This window comes from Bacillus sp. FSL K6-1366, from assembly GCF_037976695.1.
Taxonomy (GTDB): domain Bacteria; phylum Bacillota; class Bacilli; order Bacillales; family Bacillaceae; genus Bacillus; species Bacillus subtilis.
This window is the reverse complement of sequence record NZ_CP150268.1, coordinates 3382303-3403096: the sequence shown is the minus strand read 5'-3', so window position 1 is coordinate 3403096 and position 20794 is coordinate 3382303. Positions and strand designations below refer to the sequence as shown.

21 protein-coding genes and 1 other annotated feature are annotated in these 20794 nt (G+C 42.7%); of the genes, 3 read left to right on the top strand and 18 right to left on the bottom strand.

The features are described 5' to 3' along the window. Positions 1–179 precede the first annotated feature (179 nt). Positions 180–1301, bottom strand: coding sequence for a competence protein CoiA (gene coiA, locus MHI44_RS17775; protein WP_339203578.1), 1122 nt, complete (start codon positions 1299–1301; stop codon positions 180–182). 73 nt (positions 1302–1374) lie between these two features. On the opposite strand from coiA, the gene MHI44_RS17770 reads away from it, so the two are divergent. After that, entirely contained in the window at positions 1375–1494 is a 120-nt protein-coding gene (locus MHI44_RS17770) for a hypothetical protein (RefSeq protein ID WP_339202499.1), read from the top strand. Here MHI44_RS17770 and mecA read toward each other — a convergent pair. Together mecA and MHI44_RS17760 are read right to left on the bottom strand one after the other, a co-directional pair. After that, positions 1489–2145, bottom strand: a complete 657-nt coding sequence (gene mecA / locus MHI44_RS17765) for an adaptor protein MecA (RefSeq protein WP_003232942.1) — start codon at positions 2143–2145, stop codon at positions 1489–1491. The genes MHI44_RS17770 and mecA overlap by 6 nt on opposite strands. Beyond that, positions 2112–2252, bottom strand: a complete 141-nt coding sequence (locus MHI44_RS17760) for a hypothetical protein (protein WP_119122854.1) — start codon at positions 2250–2252, stop codon at positions 2112–2114. The genes mecA and MHI44_RS17760 overlap by 34 nt, the downstream gene beginning before the upstream one ends. A gap of 169 nt (positions 2253–2421) precedes the next feature. Between MHI44_RS17760 and MHI44_RS17755 the strand changes: the two genes are divergently transcribed. Further along, positions 2422–3078, top strand: a complete 657-nt coding sequence (locus tag MHI44_RS17755; protein ID WP_003232944.1) for a TerC family protein — start codon at positions 2422–2424, stop codon at positions 3076–3078. A gap of 42 nt (positions 3079–3120) precedes the next feature. Here the strand turns inward: MHI44_RS17755 and spx are convergent, their stop codons facing one another. The 8 genes from spx to oppA form a co-directional block, all read right to left on the bottom strand. Beyond that, entirely contained in the window at positions 3121–3516 is a 396-nt protein-coding gene (spx, locus tag MHI44_RS17750) for a transcriptional regulator Spx (protein ID WP_003245483.1), read from the bottom strand. Between the two features lie 180 nt (positions 3517–3696). Beyond that, positions 3697–4275 carry a GNAT family N-acetyltransferase gene (locus tag MHI44_RS17745; RefSeq protein WP_003224597.1) on the bottom strand — a complete coding sequence of 193 codons (579 nt, stop codon included), beginning with the start codon at positions 4273–4275 and terminating at the stop codon, positions 3697–3699. A 163-nt stretch (positions 4276–4438) separates the two neighbouring features. Continuing rightward, a complete protein-coding gene (locus MHI44_RS17740; RefSeq protein WP_339203575.1) occupies positions 4439–5656 on the bottom strand; it encodes an MFS transporter in 1218 nt (405 codons plus the stop codon). 107 nt (positions 5657–5763) lie between these two features. Further along, positions 5764–6681 carry an oligopeptide ABC transporter ATP-binding protein OppF gene (gene oppF, locus MHI44_RS17735; RefSeq protein WP_003245567.1) on the bottom strand — a complete coding sequence of 306 codons (918 nt, stop codon included), beginning with the start codon at positions 6679–6681 and terminating at the stop codon, positions 5764–5766. A gap of 1 nt (position 6682) precedes the next feature. Continuing rightward, positions 6683–7759, bottom strand: coding sequence for an oligopeptide ABC transporter ATP-binding protein OppD (gene oppD, locus MHI44_RS17730; protein ID WP_014906294.1), 1077 nt, complete (start codon positions 7757–7759; stop codon positions 6683–6685). Positions 7760–7763: 4 nt separating this feature from the next. Continuing rightward, positions 7764–8681: an oligopeptide ABC transporter permease OppC gene (gene oppC / locus MHI44_RS17725; protein WP_003232954.1), complete on the bottom strand. Its 918-nt coding sequence runs from the start codon at positions 8679–8681 to the stop codon at positions 7764–7766. A 3-nt stretch (positions 8682–8684) separates the two neighbouring features. Beyond that, the gene (gene oppB, locus MHI44_RS17720) at positions 8685–9620 is read right to left on the bottom strand and encodes an oligopeptide ABC transporter permease OppB (RefSeq protein ID WP_003245554.1); all 936 of its coding nucleotides are present in this window, start codon (positions 9618–9620) and stop codon (positions 8685–8687) included. A gap of 107 nt (positions 9621–9727) precedes the next feature. Further along, positions 9728–11365 (bottom strand): oligopeptide ABC transporter substrate-binding protein OppA, encoded by a 1638-nt coding sequence (oppA, locus tag MHI44_RS17715; RefSeq protein ID WP_339202498.1) that lies wholly within the window; start codon positions 11363–11365, stop codon positions 9728–9730. 470 nt (positions 11366–11835) lie between these two features. Further along, positions 11836–12050, top strand: a binding site (T-box leader). Between the two features lie 58 nt (positions 12051–12108). Between oppA and trpS the strand changes: the two genes are divergently transcribed. After that, a complete protein-coding gene (trpS, locus tag MHI44_RS17710) occupies positions 12109–13101 on the top strand; it encodes a tryptophan--tRNA ligase (protein WP_003245134.1) in 993 nt (330 codons plus the stop codon). Positions 13102–13135: 34 nt separating this feature from the next. Here the strand turns inward: trpS and MHI44_RS17705 are convergent, their stop codons facing one another. The 7 genes from MHI44_RS17705 to MHI44_RS17675 all read right to left on the bottom strand — a co-directional run bounded on the left by MHI44_RS17705 (position 13136) and on the right by MHI44_RS17675 (position 20721). Beyond that, positions 13136–13888, bottom strand: coding sequence for a YjbA family protein (locus tag MHI44_RS17705; RefSeq protein WP_003232959.1), 753 nt, complete (start codon positions 13886–13888; stop codon positions 13136–13138). A 204-nt stretch (positions 13889–14092) separates the two neighbouring features. Then, positions 14093–15004: an oligopeptide ABC transporter permease AppC gene (appC, locus tag MHI44_RS17700; protein ID WP_003232961.1), complete on the bottom strand. Its 912-nt coding sequence runs from the start codon at positions 15002–15004 to the stop codon at positions 14093–14095. 16 nt (positions 15005–15020) lie between these two features. Beyond that, complete coding sequence (locus tag MHI44_RS17695) at positions 15021–15971, bottom strand: ABC transporter permease (protein WP_014476430.1); 951 nt, start codon at positions 15969–15971, stop codon at positions 15021–15023. An 81-nt stretch (positions 15972–16052) separates the two neighbouring features. Then, complete coding sequence (locus MHI44_RS17690) at positions 16053–17684, bottom strand: peptide-binding protein (protein WP_029317612.1); 1632 nt, start codon at positions 17682–17684, stop codon at positions 16053–16055. An 87-nt stretch (positions 17685–17771) separates the two neighbouring features. Further along, positions 17772–18761 (bottom strand): oligopeptide ABC transporter ATP-binding protein AppF, encoded by a 990-nt coding sequence (appF, locus tag MHI44_RS17685; RefSeq protein ID WP_029317611.1) that lies wholly within the window; start codon positions 18759–18761, stop codon positions 17772–17774. Then, positions 18758–19744 carry an oligopeptide ABC transporter ATP-binding protein AppD gene (gene appD / locus MHI44_RS17680; protein ID WP_003232965.1) on the bottom strand — a complete coding sequence of 329 codons (987 nt, stop codon included), beginning with the start codon at positions 19742–19744 and terminating at the stop codon, positions 18758–18760. The genes appF and appD overlap by 4 nt, the downstream gene beginning before the upstream one ends. A 191-nt stretch (positions 19745–19935) precedes the next feature. Beyond that, positions 19936–20721, bottom strand: coding sequence for a DUF2268 domain-containing protein (locus MHI44_RS17675; RefSeq protein ID WP_014479439.1), 786 nt, complete (start codon positions 20719–20721; stop codon positions 19936–19938). Between the last annotated feature and the right edge of the window lie 73 nt (positions 20722–20794).

Here is a 20794-nt window from a genome sequence, read left to right as displayed (position 1 = left end):
TTCTCAATAAACTTGTGTTGTGAATATCTTCCGGTTTTTCACTGCCTTTTGTCAAATCATATGCAGTAATGAAGAGAACGAATGCCAAAAAAGCAGTAAAAACACGAAAAACCTTTCCTTTTGTGCCTTTCACAGCCTGCCCACCACCTTTGTCTTAGGGTGAGCCAAATAAGACAAACTCATTCTATAAAACAGCTGCGGTCTCTTTCTATGAGATCCTGCATGGAGTGTATGCCACCTGCAGGCTGATTCAGCACATATACTTCTTTCTGAGTCTCCCTTAAAAATCCCTTCTTGCACAAAAAATCAATATACTGTTTAACCGCTTCTGAAAGACACTCTTCGCTGCATTCAAACCTGAGGGCAATGTTCTTATTATGAATGTGCAGTTTGCACTGCTGCAAAACGGCTGAAAAACGAATTGGCGCACGTTTACCTCCAAGATCCGTCATAAACAAATAAAGAAAACCCTGCCACACAAAAACCGGACTCTTAAAAACTGCCCCTTTTCTAACAGGAACAAACACTTCAGTCGGCAGAAAAGAAAAAGGCGTCTGCCGCTTCTCATAAAACAGCAGCCTAAGGCGATTTGTTTCCTTTGAGTTAAACCGATGGGGTTTATGGCGAAAACGGTGAATCGCTTTCGTCCAGCCTGAATATTGAATTGAGGGTTTCGGTTCAGTGAAAAAAAGATCGTCTGCACCTGCCCGATGAATAGGGATCGTTTGGACTGAGGAATAAGAATGGTTTGTGTAGAATGGAATGATGTGGCTGAGCCGGAGAAAAGAACGCCTTTCAGGACAATAACATATCAGCTCTCTGTATGGACTTGCATTGATAAACTGCCAATGAAAAGCTGAAAGCTGATAAAAGGACGAAGCAGTCCGTTTTAAGCGGCTGTATCCCATAATCCACTGCGGGATGATTCCTTCTTGTTTGAAGCCCTCTGTCCGCTTTTGAAAGACATCTGGAGCGATAGTGGCGCATTGATATTCAACAGCAAGCATATGCTCCTTGATCCTTGCCATGACGTCTGGTCTTTGGTTGATTGTCCTTATATACGGCTCCAATATTGGTGAAGCCCGTTGCGTTTTCAGCCATACATACAGCTGTCTTTTTCCTTCTAAGTGGTAGGCGCTTTCCGGTTCGATGTCTATGGAGCAGGACTTGTTCTGTTTATGGGCAAAATGCGGCGCTTTTTGAAGTCCGAGCTTCACAGCTAGCTCTCCCCCGCATACCGGACAGAAGAACCGTCTCCGCTTTAATTTCTGGTTTTGCTGAGCGCCTAGAAGGTGAAACATTTGGCCGTCTTCAGTCACAGCACTAAACAATTGTCATCTCTCCTTTCCAGATGAAGTATACTTTCTGGAAAAGATGATCAACTCCTGTTCGTATTTTCCGCTTGTCTATATGTTTTTGATTTTTCACATCTCTAAAATGGCATTTTCGTGCATAAAAAAAACCGATTTCCGGAAGGAAATCGGTTTGCTATGATGCAAAGTGTTTTTTTATCGTTTCTAGAGCATGCTCTGAAATAATCAGCTTGCCGTACTCTTCAAGACGGTGTATGCTGATTGAGGATTCATTTGCGTACTCCAGCAGGATGCTTAGCTGATTTTCAACCTCTTCATCAGTCATATTGCAAAAATCTACATATAAATAATATCGGTTCTCAAACGAATATAAAGTCGTTTTGCTTCCGTTAACGTTCAAATTAGATAGAGAAATAACATCCTCAAAATCGCCAAATCGCAAGACAAATTGAAGCTTTTGCTCCTTCTCTTCCTGATTGACGGCTTGCTCTTCTTTCTGGAAATCATCCAGCAAGGCGTCAAGATCCTCAGATGCTGGTTCTTGCTTTTTATCCTCAGGAATCGGCAGTTCGAGCTTTTGTCCGTCTTTGGAAAGCTGGGCTTTTGTGACGATGATTTCTAATCCTTTGTCCAGTGCCTGAACTTGAATCCAAAGTGGGCCTTCCACAGCGAATTCCTCTTCTTCATGAACTTCATCCATGACTTCCCAGAAAAGTTCTTCACTGCGCTCACGGTTATACCAAATTTCTTCTCTGTCAAAACCGCGATCTTCAATATCTCCGTAAGACATATAAAATTTTACTGTATGCTCGTTAATTCTTTCAATTTCCATTTGCCAACCTTCCCTTCTATATAAGATGTTGAAGGGACATCTAAGCTCCCGATTAATTGTACTTTACTACACTTTACCCATTCCGTCCACATCTTAACCTTAACCAAGGCCAGTGTGAATTCCTTTGTATTTCTATTTTATGATAAAACAGTCACAAAAGAAATAAAAATGCACCTTTGCCTAAAAAACGGCAGTTCAGGCGGCTGATATCATAAAATACAACCTGTCTCATATAGTAGTAGTACAAGCGAAGGACTGAAAGCGAGGTGCCGCTTCATGGAGCATGACTATCTGATTTCTCTGCTTGTCATTGTTGGGATTGACCTGATCCTCGGCGGAGATAACGCGGTTGTTATTGCCATGGCCAGCAGACATTTGCCGGACAAGCAAAGACAGCAAGCCATTATTCTCGGAACATTTATTGCCGTTGCCATGAGAATCGGATTAACAAGTGCAGCTGTATATCTTTTGAACATTCCGTTCTTGCAGTGCGCCGGCGGAATTTTCCTGCTGTATTTAGGATATCAGCTGCTGATTGAAAAAAAAGACACGAAGCACATTAAAAGCAGCACCTCCCTGTGGAGAGCGATACGAACGATTGTGCTTGCAGATCTCTTTATGTCGCTGGACAACGTTATCGCAGTTGCGGGAGCATCACACGGTGAGTTTTCTCTCGTTGTTATAGGTTTGTGTGTATCGGTTCCGGTTATTATTTGGGGCAGCAAACTCATCCATATTGCACTAGAGAAAATACCGCTTCTGATTTACGCGGGAAGCGGGCTGCTTGCTTATACTGGCGGAGAAATGATTGTCAGAGACAAAAAGCTGTCGCTTTTTATGGCGCAGCACGGCACAGTTGAAACGCTCCTCCCCATTTTGACGGTTGCGTTTGTCATCCTTGCGAGCATTTATTACCAGCAGGTTGAAAAATAAAAGAAGGCTGATGACTCAGCCTTCTTTTGATGATACGATCTATTAGTTTGCCAAACGCTGTGCTTCTCTTAATTGGAAAGAGCGAACTTTTCTTGGCAGGAAACGTCTGATTTCGTCTTCGTTATATCCGACCTGCAAACGTTTTTCGTCAATGATGATCGGACGGCGAAGCAAACCTGGATGCTCGTTGATCAAGCGGTACAAATCTTGCAGCGGCATAGATTCAACGTTCACATTCAGTTTTTGGAATACTTTTGAACGGGTTGAGATGATTTCATCTGTTCCATCCTCAGTCATTCGAAGAATTTGTTTTATTTCATCAATTGATAAAGGTTCAGAGAAAATGTTTCTTTCTACAAATGGAATCTCGTGCTCCTCGAGCCACGCTCTCGCCTTTCTGCATGAAGTACAGCTTGGTGATGTGTATAGTGTAACCATTCATCTTCACTCCTCTAATTAGTAGGATGAACATCTATTTTATTCTTAAATTGAAATTACTCTAAAAAAGGAATCTTTACAGGTATTATACTATAAAAAAGTAAGTGTGAACAGTATCCTAAGAAAAAAATGTGTCAATCCAGCAAATTTTTAATGTTCATGATATGTTCTAATTCTCAATTAGCTTAACTGATCGAAAATATTTTTTTGTTTTTCTTCATCAATGAGTTTCAGGACTTCATCCGTTTTTTCGTACGATTCCCCGTACCATTTCTCGTCTTTATAAGTATGAATGTTTTCATATGTTTGTTTCATGGCTTCAAGAATTTCTTCTTCTGATTCTGTTTTTGGTGACCAGTACAGAATCTCCATCTTGTTTACTTCATTCGTAGCCAATGACCGGCGCCGGTACCCAATTGACTGAGCATGCTTGAAATGCTCTCTTTGATAAAACCTCAGGCGTTTTTCTGTATCAGTATCATCTTCATCAACAGGTTCCACCTCGAGCAATATGGGCTTATTTTTCTTTTTCAGCTTCGCGATCAATTTGCCGCCAAGCCCCTGCCCTCTTGCATCCTTAGACACATACAGATAATCAACGAAGATAAAAGAATCGAATTCCGCAAACATTAAAATATGATGTTTGCCTTCATCTTTATGATAAATATCGCTTCGCTCTTTCAGAAGAGCTTCCATATGCGCTTTTGATTTCATTTCTTCAATTGGAAAGTACTCGCTAAGCTTTTCATACCAGTTCATTGATTTGCTCCTTATGAGTTCGTTGTCTTCATACTTTTAGATATACCCCATTTCTTCTTGTTTAAACAGCCTTACATCTATAAAGACGTGCGAACTTCCGCCATGGTTTCATTTTTTTTCAGCAAAAACCGAGCCAGCTGCTCCGTTCATTTTGAAGTGTATCTCATTGAACTCGATTTTCTCGCCTGTAATGAACCAGACGGGGCTGCGCCAGTGCAATCAGAAATGTCATGATATATAATGCAGCAGCCGCGATAAAAGCTATTTTCGCACCAGCAGCATCAGCCACTAGCCCCATAATGGAGTAGGTGACGCCTGACCAAGGAGTCAAAATCGCATTTTTTGCAGCCATGATTCCGATGCGTTTCTGCTCGGGAATAACCTCCTGCAGCATGGTTTCCTGGCAAATATCACGCACCTGATAAAAAGGCCCCATTGCAGCACAAGCCAGAGCGCATAAAAACGGGACTGGAGAAAATGAAAACAAAAGGGTCAGCGCCGACATTACAAGCGAGCTGAACATAATGGCATAGCCCATATTCCGCTCAAAAAAAGAAGAAAAACGAATAGCAATCACACTGCCGACAATTGCGCCTATAAAATAGGAAGCGTTAAACATCCCCCACCACACCTCTGTTTCATGCAAAACAGCCGCAGTAAATGCGAGGAGAATAGCAGATGACCATACGGAACCCGCCAAAGCTTCTAACATGTCCATTACAGTAATGTCTCTTACAATAGGGATGATCATTAAATCCTTCCATATACTTCTGGCAGAAGCTGTTTCAGCAGTTCCTGCAGCCTCTTCTTCATTTACATGCAGCACACTGATGGAAGCTCCCGATAGAACAAACAGGCAAATGGCAGCGCCGACAACGAGTTCAAAAGGGACGGCGTACGTCAGAAGGCCTCCAAGGCCCCAGCCTGCTGTTAAGAACAATTGATTCGAGAGGGAGATCACACCATTCGCTTTTACATATTGCTTCTTTGGAACAATAATCGGCAGCAGCGCAAATCTTGCCGGCTGAAAAAAAGCGCCCGCGAAGGAAAAACAAAACACAAACAGCAGCGTAATCCAAAAGAATGCCTGTCCGTGATGAGTGACGCTGTATGCCATCAGTATTATAAAGACCGCTCTCAGCAGATTCGCTCCCGCAAGCACCTTTTTAAAACCGAGAATGCGAAGCACCGGAGAGACGCAAAAGCTTGCTGCTATACTCGCAAACGACATGAACGATAAAATAAGGCCCGCCAAAAAAACAGAGTCAGTCATTTGATAGACCCGGACCATTAAAACGATTGTGACGAGGACTCCTGCTAAAGATTGAAAAGATTGAGACAGCAATAGTGCAAAAACATTTTTGTTATGCAGAAATTGAATCGTATTTCGCCTCCGTTTTTTTCCTCTAATTGTAAATGTTATCATTCTCACTTTCTATGAGGACGCAAAAAAACCCTTCAAGAGAAATCTCTTGAAGGATTGATGAATCATGAAAAAGCTTTAAATTCGGCTTCCGTGCACATCACAAAATGTCCCGGTTTGACTTCACGGAATTCCATCGTTTCCCCATCCTTTAATTGATGGACGGACGGATCATATTTCTGGCGAACGCGATTTCTCTCATAGTCCGGATCAGGAAGCGGAATCGCAGAAAGCAATGATTTTGTATATGGGTGAAGCGGATTTTCATAAAGCTCATCTGCCGGCGCAAGCTCAACCAGTTTCCCGAAATACATGACGCCAATGCGGTCACTGATGTATTTGACCATCGATAAATCGTGGGCAATAAACAGGTATGTGAGCCCTTTTTCTTTTTGCAGTTCTTTCATTAAATTCACGACCTGCGCTTGAATGGATACATCCAAAGCGGAAATCGGCTCATCCGCGATAATGAATTCCGGATCAACAGCAAGCGCTCTGGCAATCCCGATTCTTTGGCGCTGGCCGCCGGAAAATTCATGAGGATAGCGGTTCGCGTGTTCCTTGTTCAATCCCACTGTTTCCAATAGTTCATGAACTCGCTGCATCCGCTCTTTTTTCGTTTTCGCCAGCTTATGAATATCAAGGCCTTCAGCAATAATATCAGCAACTGTCATTCTCGGATTCAGGGATGCATAGGGGTCTTGGAAAATCATCTGCATTTTGCGGTTGAATTCCAGCAGCTTTTTCCGCGATTTTCTCCCGTGCACATTTTCGCCGTTGAACAGCACCTCACCATCGGTTGCTTCGTACAGCCTGATAATGCTTCGGCCTGTTGTCGATTTACCGCAGCCAGATTCACCAACCAGCCCTAATGTTTCACCTTTATAGATATCAAATGATAAATCATCTACAGCCTTAACCGTTCCCCTCGGCGTGACAAAGTGCTGTTTTAAATGTTTGATTTCTAATAGTTTTTCAGTCAATTCATTCACCTTCTCTCACTAAGACAGGTTTTTCAAACGTGTTTGCCAGTTTACGCATTTTCGCTTTTACCGCTTCAGGCGGCTCTACCTTTGGCGCGTCAGGATGAAGCAGCCACGATTTTACATAATGAGTATCGGATACCTTAAACATTGGCGGCTCCTGTTCAAAATCGATTTTCATCGCGTAAGAGCTCCGCAGGGCAAAAGCATCTCCTTTTGGCGGGTTTGTCAAATCAGGCGGCGTGCCCGGAATTGCAGTCAGCTCTTCCTCTCCTGAACTTTCCAGTGTCGGCATGGATGCAAGAAGCCCCCAAGTGTACGGATGTCTCGGATCGTAGAAGATTTCGTCTACCGTACCGGTTTCTACAATCTGTCCCGCGTACATGACAGCGACCCGGTCAGCAACGTTAGCCACAACACCAAGATCGTGTGTGATAAAGATGATGGACGTGTCAATTTTCTTTTGCAAATCCTTCATTAATTCCAAAATTTGCGCTTGAATCGTTACATCAAGAGCAGTTGTCGGCTCATCGGCGATCAGAAGCTTCGGATTCGCTGCAAGCGCCATGGCAATGACAACCCTCTGTCTCATCCCGCCTGAAAATTCATGCGGAAATTGGTTCACCCGCTTTTCCGGCATTGGGATACCGACTAATTCCAGCAGTTCAACCGCGCGTTTTTTAGCCGCTTCCTTCGAGATCTTTTCGTGTTTAAAAAGCACTTCCGTAATTTGTTTACCGACCTTCATCGTTGGATTTAAGGAGGTCATCGGATCTTGGAATATCATGCCGATCTCTTTTCCCCGGACATTTTGCATTTCTTTTTCGGACAGCGGCACCAGATCCTTTCCTTCAAACAGGATCTCACCGCGTTTGAAATAACCCGGAGGCATTGGAATCAGCTTCATAATCGCTTGAGAGGTTACACTTTTTCCGGAACCTGATTCTCCAACAATGGCCAGCGTCTCCCCTTTATCCAGATGGAAATTCACTCCGCGGATCGCCTGGACCTCTCCGCCATATGTTTTAAATGAAATTGCTAAATCTTTTACTTCTAATAGGCGTGTCACCCGTATCACTCCCTTATTTACGTAACTTAGGATCCAATGCGTCTCTTAATCCGTCGCCGACAACGTTAAAGCCAAACATTGTAATGCAGATAAATCCGGCAGGGAAGAATAAACGCCACGGATAATAGGTCAATGCAGGCAATCCGTCAGAAGCCATCGTTCCCCAGCTTGCCAGCGGAGCCGGAACACCAAGTCCCAAATAGCTTAAAAAGGCTTCTGTAAAAATCGCAGTAGGAACTGTCAGTGTCATCGTGACCAAAATAGAACCCATTGCGTTTGGCACGATATGTTTAAATAGAAGACGGGATGTTTTTGCACCCAGTGTCTGTGAAGCAAGCACATACTCCTGATTCTTCAGCTGCAGCACTTGTCCGCGCACGATTCTGGCCATATTAATCCAGCCTGTAATCGTCATGGCAATAATAATCGTAAATAGACCTTTCGGAAGAACAACCATCAGTAAGATAACCATTAATAATGAAGGAACTGCCCAAAGGATATCAGCGATACGCATCATGATTTCATCTGTTCTTCCTCCGCGGAAGCCTGAAATGCTCCCCCAAATGACGCCGATCAGCAAATCGAGAACAGCAGCTGCAACACCGATAAAGATTGAGATTCGCGCCCCTACCCATGTACGGACGAAAATGTCCCGTCCAAGATCATCTGTTCCGAACCAGTGATCTTTTGAAGGCGGCTTATCCGCATTTAAGAGATTAGTAGTTGAATAATCATACCTTGAGAACATCGGCGCAAAAATTGCCATAAGGATAATAAGTACGATAATGATAAGCCCGACCATTGCAAGCTTATTGCTGCGGAAGCGAAGCATCGCATCTTTCCAGAGGGAAAGGCTCTTTTTACTTATTTTTTCTGCATCGCCGGCATTCGCTGCGGCTGGTTCAAACATGTTTTTTGGAATGTTCTGCATGGCCTAGGCTCCTTTCTTTGCTTTGGAAAGCTTGATTCTTGGATCAATAATGCCGTATAACACATCTACGATTAATACACACAATAGCAGGATGACACTGAAGAACACCGTTACACCCATAATGACCGTATAATCACGGTTTGTAATACTGTTGACGAAGTGTGCACCAAGCCCCGGAATCCCAAAAATGGTTTCAATAATGAAGCTCCCCGTTAAGACCTGTGCGGCCATCGGGCCCATATATGTAACAACCGGCAAAAGCGCGTTTCGAATGGCGTGCCGCACTGTAACCGCTGGGCGGGAAAGCCCTTTCGCTTTCGCTGTGCGGATATAATCACTGTTTAACACTTCGATCATGCTTGAACGGGAAAGTCTGGCAATAAACGCCATCGGCATGGAAGCAAGTGCGATGGAAGGCAAAAAGGTGTATGCCCAGGAATCCCACCCCGCGACCGGAAACAGCCCAAGCTTCATGGAGAACACATATTGCAGAACAGCCGCCATGATAAAGCTCGGAACCGAAATACCAAATATCGTTAAAATCGCGACGGTATAATCCTGCCACTTATTATGGTAAAGGGCTGCAATGACCCCAAACAATACACCTAACGCTAAAGCGAGGAGAATAGCTTCTGCTCCAAGAGTAAATGAAACGGGGAAACCTGAACTGATCAGGTCGTTAACACTCTGACCTTTATATTTAAATGACGGTCCGAAATCCCACATTGCAACTGATTTCAAATAACTGACATATTGTACAAACAGCGGCTTGTCCAAGCCATAATGCGCATTTAAATTTGCTTCAATTTCAGGCGGAAGCTTTTTCTCACCTGAAAATGGCCCGCCCGGTGCTGCTTGCATTAAGAAGAATGTCACAGTTACAATCACAAATAGTGTGATAATCATATAGACTAAGCGTCTTCCGATATATTTTAGCAAGGGGGAACACCTCCATGGTTTTTACATTTTTATACTCCATCAGTAAGAAAGGTATATGGGGCTTTTCTCCCCATATACCTTGAGGTCTTTTATTTTCAGACGTAGCCTTATTTAAAATATGCGTTTCTGAAATAAACCTCACCAGTACCTGGCATGATAACACCTTTTAGGTTTTCATCCTGTACCCAAGTATCAGTATAGAAATAGATTGGGGCAACCGGCATTTCATCAATGAAAATACCTTCTGCTTTTTTCAGCAGCTCTGCACGTTTTGTTTTATCTGTTTCAGTTTGTGACTGATTCAGAAGCTTTTTGAATTCTGGATTTTCCCAGCCTGTATCGTTATTTCCTCCGTTTTTGTCGCGGAACAATTCAAGGAAGTTGATAGGATCATTGAAGTCGCCGAGCCAGCCCATACGGCCGATTTGATAATCTTGGCTGTGGAGCTTATCAATATAGACATTCCACTCTGAGTTATCAAGCTCAACATCAACGCCTAAATTTTTCTTCCACATTTCTTGTACTGCTTGAGCGATTTTCGCGTGTGCGTCATCAGTGTTGTAAGACAATTTGATTTTTGGCAAATCAGATGCCTTGCTTAAGCCCATTTCTTTTAGGCCTTTATCAAGGTATTCTTTTGCTGTTTTGACATCATTGTCTTTGAAGTATCCTTCTTTGTTATCCTCAAATCCCTTCATTGTAGGCGGCACTGCAGCCATTGCCGGGATTTGCTCTCCTTGCGTAACGTTTTTAACAATCGACTGACGGTCAAGCGAATATGTTAAAGCTTTACGGATATTGACGTTGTCTAATGGCTTAGCTTCAGTGTTGAATTTGTACCAATACACTCCTGCAATCGGCTCAACATGTAAAGAACCGTCTTTTTTCAGGGTCGGCAGGGATTCTGTCGGAAGCTGTCCGAGCGGCATACCGGCCCAATCAAGTTCGCCAGCTTGGAATTTTTTTAGTTCCGTATTGTTATTGTTGATCATAACCATATCGATTTTCTTCAGTTTGACTTTGTCTTTATCCCAATACTGGTCATTTTTTTCGAGAGTAATAGAGCCGCTGTGTTTCCATGCCGTCATTTTGAACGGCCCGTTTGATACATAATCATCTCCGGCATTTGTATTCCACTTTTTATTTTTCTCTGCAATTTTCTTATTGATCGGCATATACGTATAGAACGCAGTTAATTCAGTGAAATATGGAGTCGGGTTATTTAATTCAACCTTCAGCGTTTTGTCATTCACAGCTTTTACTGCCACATCGTCTAGGCTGCCTTTTCCGGTATTCGCCGCTTCAGCACCTTTTATGTAGTAGAGCTGGTAAGCGTATTGTGATTCATTATTAGGGTCAAGCGCCCATTTCCAAGCATATTCAAAATCTTGTGCAGTTACAGGGTCTCCATTAGACCATTTCACACCATCACGAATGGTAAATGTATATGTCTTTCCGTCCTTGCTCGTTTCAATTTTAGAAGCCATGCCTTCTTCAGGCTCACCATCTGCATTGATACGTGTCAATCCTTCAAAAGTCTGACGGATAACACCGCCTGATACTGAATCATTTGCCAATCCCGGATGTAAGGAGAACGGCTCAGTTTTAATATTAATGTTAAGTGTCGTCTTTCCTTTACTGTCCTTTTTCCCTTCACCGTTTGATCCGCTGCTGCCAAAGCCGCACGCGCTCAGCACGAGAGTGAAAATGAGCATCAACGTGACAATCGACCAACGTTTTTTCATATTCGCAAACCCCCTAATAATAATTTTCAGCTCCTTACGGCTAAATCCTCAGAAATATCAGACAAATGAACCTGAGTTTCCACAACTTTTATTCTGTTCCGTCTTTTCTGATTATTTTTGTAAAAAAGCTGTAACAATAGAGTGAACAAGTTCATTATAATGAAACAAATAATTTATTGCAATATTATTTTATCAATTTAAAATATTTAAACTTCGTTAGTTTTTCTTCCATGAACATAATATCCTTCTACCATTTAAAGCATAAATTGATTAAAAACTTTTTCATGTGTTTTCTGCCCATATTGCTTTTTACATATAATATCTGCCTGTTTTTACGCTGATAGCAGTTATCATTTAAGGATTTTACAGCACTCGTGTTATTTATATTATTACAATTTTACTGGAAAAAAGAATGTTTTTTCATGATGACAATTGGTTATAATTGATTTATAATGAAGCAATCAAAAGAAAAGCTTGCTATGAAAAAGAGTAGTACACGTTTCACCTGTTTGAAGAGAGTCTGCGGTGCTGGGAGCAGATAACGGGCAATGTGGAATGGACTTTGGAGCAGCTGACCGAACTGGAAAAAAGTAGGCTCAGCCGGAGCAGTCTCCGTTACAAACGTCAGAGTGATTCCATTTTAATGGAATAATCAGGGTGGTACCACGGTTCATTCGTCCCTTTTTTACAGGGGAAGAATGAGCCTTTTTTATTATGTTTTAAGAAATGAGGTTGATGTTTTCATGAAACAAACGATTTTTTCAGGTATTCAGCCAAGCGGCTCAGTGACGCTCGGCAACTATATCGGTGCAATGAAGCAGTTTGTCGAACTGCAGCATGATTATAACAGCTATTTTTGCATCGTGGACCAGCATGCGATAACTGTTCCTCAAGACCGGCTTGAGCTTAGAAAGAATATCCGCAATCTCGCAGCGCTTTACTTAGCTGTCGGACTTGATCCAGAAAAAGCAACATTGTTTATTCAATCAGAGGTCCCCGCGCATGCGCAGGCCGGATGGATGATGCAGTGTGTCGCCTATATCGGCGAGCTTGAGCGGATGACTCAATTTAAGGACAAATCCAAAGGCAATGAAGCTGTCGTCTCCGGCCTGTTAACATATCCGCCGCTAATGGCCGCTGATATTCTGCTGTACGGAACGGATCTTGTACCTGTCGGCGAGGATCAAAAGCAGCACCTTGAGCTGACGCGGAATCTTGCAGAACGCTTCAACAAAAAATACAACGACATCTTTACGATTCCGGAAGTGAAAATTCCAAAAGTCGGTGCACGTATCATGTCTCTGAATGATCCGCTGAAGAAAATGAGCAAATCTGATCCGAATCAGAAAGCTTATATTACATTGCTGGATGAGCCGAAGCAGCTTGAAAAGAAAATCAAAAGCGCTGTAACGGATTCTGAAGGCATTGTGAAATTTGATAAGGAAAACAAACCGGGCGTTTCAAACCTTCTTACAATTTATTCAATCCTCGGCAATACGACAATTGAAGAGCTTGAAGCAAAGTACGAAGGAAAAGGCTACGGCGAGTTTAAAGGTGATTTGGCAGAAGTCGTGGTGAACGCATTAAAACCGATCCAGGACCGCTATTATGAGCTAATAGAATCTGAAGAATTAGACCGGATTCTTGATGAAGGCGCGGAACGAGCGAACCGGACAGCAAACAAAATGCTGAAAAAAATGGAGAATGCCATGGGTCTTGGAAGAAAAAGACGCTAATCAAAAAACCGCTCTTTGCAAAGAGCGGTTTTTTTTAGTTGACCTTTGATTCGTTTTCCATTTCCCACAGCTTTTCGAAAAAAGGCTGTCCTTTTATTAGGTTTTCGCAAAAAGCTAGGTGCTTGTCCGACCAGCCTTCAATTGTTTCGTTATACAGCATGTCCCAAATCTCTTCAAAGCTCATCCTTTTGATTTGTTCATACATATGCGGATTCCACTCTGTGTACCAGTAGCCGATTTCCGCCCGGTTTTTCAGCCCTTTCAATTGGTCAAGCGCCATAAACATCAGCTGCTTGATTTGCCGTTCTTTTCTCGTCAGTCCTCTGACATGTTCTGGTGCTAATGATAAGATGTGATATTCCTTAGAGGATTCCAGCTTCTTTGGCTCAAATTCATATGCTTCAGGCTCTACATCTTTTACCATTTCATAAACGAGCTGCTCCTGTCTTGGGATCAGACGGCTTTTTCTGACAGGGATCGTGTAGCCGATCGTGTCGACAGCTAAAATGCCGATTCCGTCTGTTACGACAAAACAATACTCAAGCTTTGTCCGCTCATGATTTTTCCGAATGTACGATTTCTGATGTACGTCTTCAAGCAAACCTTCCGGAAGCTCTGACAAATCGTTTTCTATGTAATGAAACAGTACTGACGGCACCCTTAACAGCGGCACCTGATCCAAAAGCTCAACCGTATCTTCCTTGCGCCATTCGTGAAAGTGGCATACATTGTAGCCATTTTCTTCCCCTTCAAACCAATTGACCCACACATCATGAAGAAATAACATCTCTAACCCCTCACTTTTATAAAAACTGTTGTCCACAGTATAGGCAAGGGATAGAGAAATTATTCCAAAGAGATTGAGGAAATCTGGAATCACTGGGTTTATGTAAGAATCATAAAAAGCAGATCTCTTTGTATATTTTCTGACAAAAGAAGATCTGCTTTTTTCTGATTTGGTGATATTTTATCACAGATATGATATTCATTTTTATTTAATATTTTTCGGGTCAAGCGCATCCCGCAGGCCATCACCGACAAAGTTGAAGCATAAAACGGTCATTAAAATAAATAGCCCGGGAAATAACGGGTACCACCATGCTTGAATCATTACTGTGAAATTCTGTGCGTCTTGAAGCATGTTCCCCCAGCTAGCGATTGGCGGCTGGATTCCAAAGCCCAAGTAGCTTAGCGCCGATTCAGCTAGAATAACAGACCCAACTTTCAGCGTAGCTGACACGATAATCGGCCCTAACGCATTGGGCAGGATATGAGAAAAAATAATTTTGTGCGTTTTTGTTCCAATTGTTTTAGCAGCAAGAACATATTCCCTTGAACGGAGCGACAAGAATTCTCCCCTTACTAATCGTGCTGTTGTGGTCCATCCTGTGAGACAGAAAATTAAAATCAGTTTGTCCACACCCGGCTTGAAGATGGTGACCAGCGTGATCAACAAGAAAATATCAGGAATGGATAACACAATGTCAACTACACGCATAATGACAGCATCCACTATTCCTCTGAAATATCCGGCTAATGCTCCTAAAACCGTTCCGATCAAAATCGAACCGACTACGGACGCAAATCCAACCAATAAAGAGACACGCGCTCCATATAGGATCCGGCTGAAAATATCACGTCCAAATTTATCCGTTCCCATCAGATGTTCAAGGCCCGGCGCCTTATATTTATCAAGCAGGCTTTGCTGCTCTTGGGGATAAGGTGCAATTAAAGGGGCGAAAACAGCAGACATAATAATGATAAAAAGAATAACGGCACCTAAAATGGCCAGTTTGTTTTTCGAGAATTTTTCCCAGAAAATCTTTGTCATTGTTTCTGGCTTTTTCGAAATATTTTCTTTCAGCCTGATCTCCGGCGAGGGAGTTGTTTGCAGCTCTGACATCTCTGTTTCCCTCCTTTTAATATTCGATCCGCGGATCAACAATCGCGTAAAGGATGTCTGCAATGAGGTTTCCGACAACGACAAGAACCGCCGAGATCACAGTCATTGCCATGATAACCGGATAATCGCGCTGGAATGCTGAATCGACAAACAGCTTTCCTAATCCCGGCCAAGTGAAAATCTGCTCTACGACAACCGCTCCGCCAATAAAGGAAGGAATCATTAAGCCGAAAATCGTAATAACAGGCAATAGTGCATTCCGCAAGCCGTGCTTAAATAATACTCGATTCTCTTTGAAACCTTTTGATCTGGCAGTCCGGATATAATCTTGATTTAAAACATCAAGCATATTGGATCTTGTATATCTCGTTAAGCCTGCCATATCAGCTGTCGCCAGCACAAAAGCGGGTAAAAGCAAATGATGAATCCGGTCTACTATACTGAAATCTGAGTTAAGGGTGGCGACTCCCCCGGTTGGAAACCAGCCGAGATTCACGGCAAACACCATGATTAAAATCAAACCGAACCAAAAATTCGGGATTGCCAAACCGATAAATGAAGTAAATGTAATGCCGTAGTCCAGCTTCGAATAAGGTTTTTTTGCAGAAATTACCCCGAATGGGATGGAAATGATCAGCGCCAAAATTGTTGACACCAGCATCAAGAGGAGTGTGTTGGGCAGCCGTGCTAAAATCAGTTCTGAAACAGGCGTCCCTTTTCTGATGATGGATGTGCCGAAATCGCCTTGAACCATATTGCCCAGCCATTTTAAATATTGAACATACTCAGGGTCATTGAGACCGTACTTTTCAATAAACTGAGCCCTGTCTGCCTGGCTGATCGTAGGATCCATCATAAGTGTCATCGGGTCCCCTGGAGCGGCTTTCATAATAATGAAAGACAAAATTGTAATTCCCAAAAGAATAGGAATCGAAGATAACGTTCTTCGAATAATATATGTAACCATATTCTTGTCCCCTTCGTTGTTCTTTTTCAAATTCAAAGGGGAAGGAAACGCACTCCCTCCCCTGCAAGGGAAAATTATAAATTATTGGGCAAGCCACCATTTTTCAATTTGGTACAACTCGCGTTTTGGATGATACACATAACCCTCTAAGTTAGCCGGCATCGCCATATGGTTGTTCGGATAGTAAAGGAAGGTATACGGCTGATCTTCAGCAAGTTTTTGGTAAATCTTTTCGTAAGCTTTTGAGTATTCGTTACGGTCACTGATTGATTTTGCATCTTTGAGAAGCTTATCAACTTCAGGGTTTTTGTACCACATGTTATTTAAGCCTTTTTCAGACTGGCTAGAATGGAAGATATCGTAATGGTCTGGGAACGTTGATAAACTCCATCCTAAAACCATTGCGTCATAGTCCCAATTAGGTGGATTTGTCTGTTCTACTAATGCACTCCACTCAACGATTTGCGGCGTTACCTTAATCCCGACTTTCTTCAATTGTTCTTGAACAACAACTGCAATGTCTTCACGAACTTTATTTCCTTGATTCGTTTTCAGTGTAAACTCGAATTTTTTACCGTCTTTATCGAGGATGCCGTCACCGTCAGTATCTTCCCAGCCGGCTTCTTTCAACATCTTCTTAGCTTTTTTGACGTTGTATTCAAATTTAGGAACCTCTATATCTTTCGGATAGTTCCATGAAACCGGGCTTTCAGGGATATAAGCGACCTTCCCATCCCCATCTAATACAGTTTGCACCATTGTTTCACGGTCTAAAGCTGTCGTAAGCGCCTGGCGCACTTTTTTGTCTTTAAACAGCTCATTTTTCTCATTCCAGCCGATATACGTATAGCTTAACGCTAAATCTGTTACGACTTTGACATTATTAAACGATTCAGCTGTCTTATAGTCAGTTGACGGCACGTTAAAGAAATCAATATCTCCGGCCTGAAGCTGGGCAACTGCTGCATTGGCGTCAGGAATGATTTTATACGTGACACTGTCTAAATACGGACGGCCGTCATAGTAGTCATCATTAGCAACAAGCTTCACGTATTGTCCGTCTTTCCATTCTTTAAATTTAAAAGGCCCCGAGCCGATTGGATTTTTTCTATTAAATTCGTTATCTTCAAGCTCTGCAACCGGTACATCTTTTAAAATGTGCTCAGGCAGAATCCCGTAGCTGTCTAACGTATTGTTATAGAAGTTAGGATCTTTGTATTTCAGCGTAAATAAAACCTCATAATCTCCCTTTTTCTCTACTGATTTCAGCATTTCAAAGTTAGAGCCGCGCTCTCCTTTGTAATCCTTGTTAAGCGGAATGCTGTACGTAAAGACGACATCATCGGCAGTAAGCTCTTCTCCGTCATGGAACTTAACGCCTTTTTTGATTTTTACGTCATATTTCAATCCGCCATCCAGCTCTTTCACACTTTCCGCCAGTGACATTTTGACATTTAAGTTTTCATCGGTTTTCGTTAAAAAGCTGTAAATCATTTGTTCAATATCTGTACTTGATTCATCTGTTGAATATAATGAGTTGAAAAGTGTTGGCGCTCCGATTGAACCAACAACCAAATCCCCGCCTTGCTGCGGTTTGCCTGCTGATTTTTTCTCGCTGCTGTTGCTCGATTTTGATCCCGAGCAGGCTGATAAAAAGATGGCCAGAACCATCAATACACTTAGCATCATCAGTGCGGTTTTCCGTCTTTTCATTAGATATTCCCCCTCTTGAAATGTTCGTTCTTCTCAGCTGTTGTTTATGTAGTGTGCATACCCCCTCTCAAAGCTGTGCGGGCAACATTAGCTATAAAGGTGACAAGCCACAAAGTGGCTGGGAGCAGCTTCTTTAAATTCTGGTATTTGTTCCTTGCATATCGGTTTTGCAACAGGACATCTTGTGTGGAATACGCAGCCTTTTGGCGGTTTGGCCGGACTAGGCAGTTCTCCCTTCAGGACAATGCGTTCACGTTTGACAGATCCTCTTTTTCTTGTAACCGGAACGGAGGATAAAAGCGCTTGGGTATATGGGTGAAGCGGGTTGTCATAAAGCTCATGCTTGCCGGTCAGCTCCATCATTTTGCCAAGATACATTACTCCGACTCTGTCGCTGATATGGCGGACGACACTCAGATCATGAGAGATAAATAGATACGTAAGATTAAATTCTTCCTGTAATTCCTCCATCAAGTTAATCACTTGGGCCTGAATGGATACATCAAGTGCGGAAACCGGCTCATCTGCAATGATCAGCTCTGGATTCAAAGTGAGTGCTCTGGCAATGCCGATCCGCTGACGCTGGCCGCCGGAAAACTCATGGGGATAACGGCTGGCAAACGACGGGTGAAGCCCTACTCTTGCAAGCAGCTCTTCAACTTTTTCGTTTCGTTCACGCATGGTATACATGTTGTGCGTATTAAACGGCTCCTTTATGATGGAACGCAGGGTCTTTCTCGGGTTTAACGAAGCAAATGGATCTTGGAAAACCATTTGAATATTTTTGCGGACACTCTTCCGCAGCTTCTCCTCTGACAGATTGGAAATATCCTGCCCTTTAAAAAGAATTTGGCCCTCTGTCGGTTTGTACAGTCTGATCATCGTTCTGCCGGCAGTCGATTTTCCGCAGCCCGACTCTCCAACGATTCCGAGTGTTTCTCCTTTTTTTAACGAAAATGAAACACCATCCACCGCTTTTACATCACCGACTTTTCTTTGAAAAAGGCCTGACCGGATCGGAAAGTATTTTTTTACGTCACGAAGCTCTAAGATTGTTTCTTGATTAGCTGCTGTCATGATTGTTCGGCACCCTCTTCCTCATATAAAAAGCATCTCACCGTTCTTCCGCTTTTGTGTGTCAAAAGCGAAGGCTGATTTGTCCAGCACTTATCCATAGCTTTCGGGCACCTTGGGGCAAAACGGCACCCCGGCGGCAGATTATCCGGTGTAGGCACACTGCCTTTAATCGCATTTAATTTATCAATCTCTCCATCTATAACAGGAATTGACGTAAGCAGGCCTTCTGTATACGGATGAAGCGGTTCTAAAAATAAGTCATCAACAGTGGCGTTTTCTACGACTTGTCCGCAGTACATGACAATCACTCTATCGGCAGCCTCAGACACGACACCTAAATCGTGTGTGATGAGAAGAATTGATGTATTGAACTTCTGACAGAGATCTTTCATGAGCTCCAGCACCTGGGCTTGTATTGTCACGTCCAGCGCTGTCGTTGGTTCATCGGCAATGAGCAGTTTAGGATTACAGCTCAGTGCGATGGCAATCATCACCCTCTGTCTCATACCGCCGGACAGCCGATGCGGGTACTCCTTCATAATTTGCTCCGCCCGGGAGAAACCGACCATCTGCAAGAGTTCAACAGCTCGTTGACGGGCTTCTTTTTTCTTCATGTTTTTATGGTAAATCAGCACTTCGGTAATTTGTTCTCCGATTGTTAACACCGGATTAAGGGAGGTCATTGGTTCCTGAAAGATCATGGATACTTCGTTACCGCGGATTTTGCAATAATCGTTTTCAGTGAATGAGGTGAGGTCTTTGTCTTCGAGTTTAATAGAGCCGTCCATGATTTTTCCGCCTGAGCTTTGGACGAGGCCCATAATTGATAAAGAAGTAATGCTTTTTCCGGAGCCCGATTCACCTACAAGCGCGACGGTTTCGCCTTTGCTGATGTGAAAATCGACTCCGTCAACCGCAGGGATCGGCTCCTTTTTCCTGAAAAAATATGTCTTTAAATTATTCACTTCTAAAAGTGTGCTCATGCTAGCTCCCCTTTCCCCCCTCTTGTTGTCAAACGTTTTCAAGAGAAAGCAATCCCCTTATTCAGAAATAATAAATAATATTGAATTATCGAAAAATTTTATAGTTGTATATTATTACAATCATTTTGCAAAATCAAGAATTTTTTAGGATAAATGTAATATTATTAATGAAATTCCATTATTTTATCCTTTTAAAGCATTGCATCCAAAAAGGTCTCAGCAGGAATGGACAGCCCGTCTGCGGCGCTTGCCTTGCTGGCGGTTAAATATTTTTTTACAATATTGAATCCAACTGCGTATCCAAGCATTTTTGGCTGATATCCTTTGCCGAATAACAGCTGGGGAAATAATCGATTATCCCGTTTGATATCCCGATGGGGCGCAATCTTTTTTTCATATAAAGCCTGAAGCTGCTCCGGTGTATACCAAGTCGTCCACTCAGCCGTTTGACTTCGGCCGAACCTCTCATAAACAGCATATTCCGCCAGCCCTTCCATGATGATTGTATCAAGTAATGTGACATCCTTTTCCTCTTTTGTCAGATGACCTAACCGGCAAACGTGATGATACTCATGCGTCATAAGGGCAGATACCGACCCAAAATCTAAATCTGACGAAAGAAAAAGGAACATTTTGTCTTGAAAGGCGAGTCCTGATTTTGATCCGAACTCTAAACGGATTCTCCTGTTTCGTTCATCAACCGGCAGCGTAACAATTGGTACATCAGGACCTTGCCATTTGTTTTTGAGGTACTGTTCTTCCTTTTGAATATGTCCGTAAAAACCTTTTTCCTTCAGCTTGGAAACCGTCTGAATACCCTCTTTTATGTTTTTAAACATCCCATGATGCTGAAGGTGTCCCAGAATGCCCTTCCAGTTCTTTTTCTCCGCACCTGAAAAAAGCGGGATAATGTAGTGCGCCAAATCATCTATTGAACCGGCCTTCCTGAGCCAGCTATATGTTTGTTCTACACTCATGTGATCGCCTCCTCTTTTAATCCTATGCACACAAAAAAAACCGGCTACCCTTTAAGGGCAGCCGGTTTGGCTT

What these genes read in the sequence shown, in the direction of transcription:
- coiA (WP_339203578.1), bottom strand. Translation starts at nt 1,301, where the DNA reads ATGTTTCACCTTCTAGGCGCTCAGCAAAACCAGAAATTAAAGCGGAGA.
- MHI44_RS17770 (WP_339202499.1), top strand. Translation starts at nt 1,375, where the DNA reads ATGATCAACTCCTGTTCGTATTTTCCGCTTGTCTATATGTTTTTGATT.
- mecA (WP_003232942.1), bottom strand. Translation starts at nt 2,145, where the DNA reads ATGGAAATTGAAAGAATTAACGAGCATACAGTAAAATTTTATATGTCT.
- MHI44_RS17755 (WP_003232944.1), top strand. Translation starts at nt 2,422, where the DNA reads ATGGAGCATGACTATCTGATTTCTCTGCTTGTCATTGTTGGGATTGAC.
- spx (WP_003245483.1), bottom strand. Translation starts at nt 3,516, where the DNA reads ATGGTTACACTATACACATCACCAAGCTGTACTTCATGCAGAAAGGCG.
- MHI44_RS17745 (WP_003224597.1), bottom strand. Translation starts at nt 4,275, where the DNA reads ATGAACTGGTATGAAAAGCTTAGCGAGTACTTTCCAATTGAAGAAATG.
- oppC (WP_003232954.1), bottom strand. Translation starts at nt 8,681, where the DNA reads ATGCAGAACATTCCAAAAAACATGTTTGAACCAGCCGCAGCGAATGCC.
- oppA (WP_339202498.1), bottom strand. Translation starts at nt 11,365, where the DNA reads ATGAAAAAACGTTGGTCGATTGTCACGTTGATGCTCATTTTCACTCTC.
- trpS (WP_003245134.1), top strand. Translation starts at nt 12,109, where the DNA reads ATGAAACAAACGATTTTTTCAGGTATTCAGCCAAGCGGCTCAGTGACG.
- MHI44_RS17705 (WP_003232959.1), bottom strand. Translation starts at nt 13,888, where the DNA reads ATGTTATTTCTTCATGATGTGTGGGTCAATTGGTTTGAAGGGGAAGAA.
- appC (WP_003232961.1), bottom strand. Translation starts at nt 15,004, where the DNA reads ATGTCAGAGCTGCAAACAACTCCCTCGCCGGAGATCAGGCTGAAAGAA.
- MHI44_RS17695 (WP_014476430.1), bottom strand. Translation starts at nt 15,971, where the DNA reads ATGGTTACATATATTATTCGAAGAACGTTATCTTCGATTCCTATTCTT.
- MHI44_RS17690 (WP_029317612.1), bottom strand. Translation starts at nt 17,684, where the DNA reads ATGAAAAGACGGAAAACCGCACTGATGATGCTAAGTGTATTGATGGTT.
- appF (WP_029317611.1), bottom strand. Translation starts at nt 18,761, where the DNA reads ATGACAGCAGCTAATCAAGAAACAATCTTAGAGCTTCGTGACGTAAAA.
- appD (WP_003232965.1), bottom strand. Translation starts at nt 19,744, where the DNA reads ATGAGCACACTTTTAGAAGTGAATAATTTAAAGACATATTTTTTCAGG.
- MHI44_RS17675 (WP_014479439.1), bottom strand. Translation starts at nt 20,721, where the DNA reads ATGAGTGTAGAACAAACATATAGCTGGCTCAGGAAGGCCGGTTCAATA.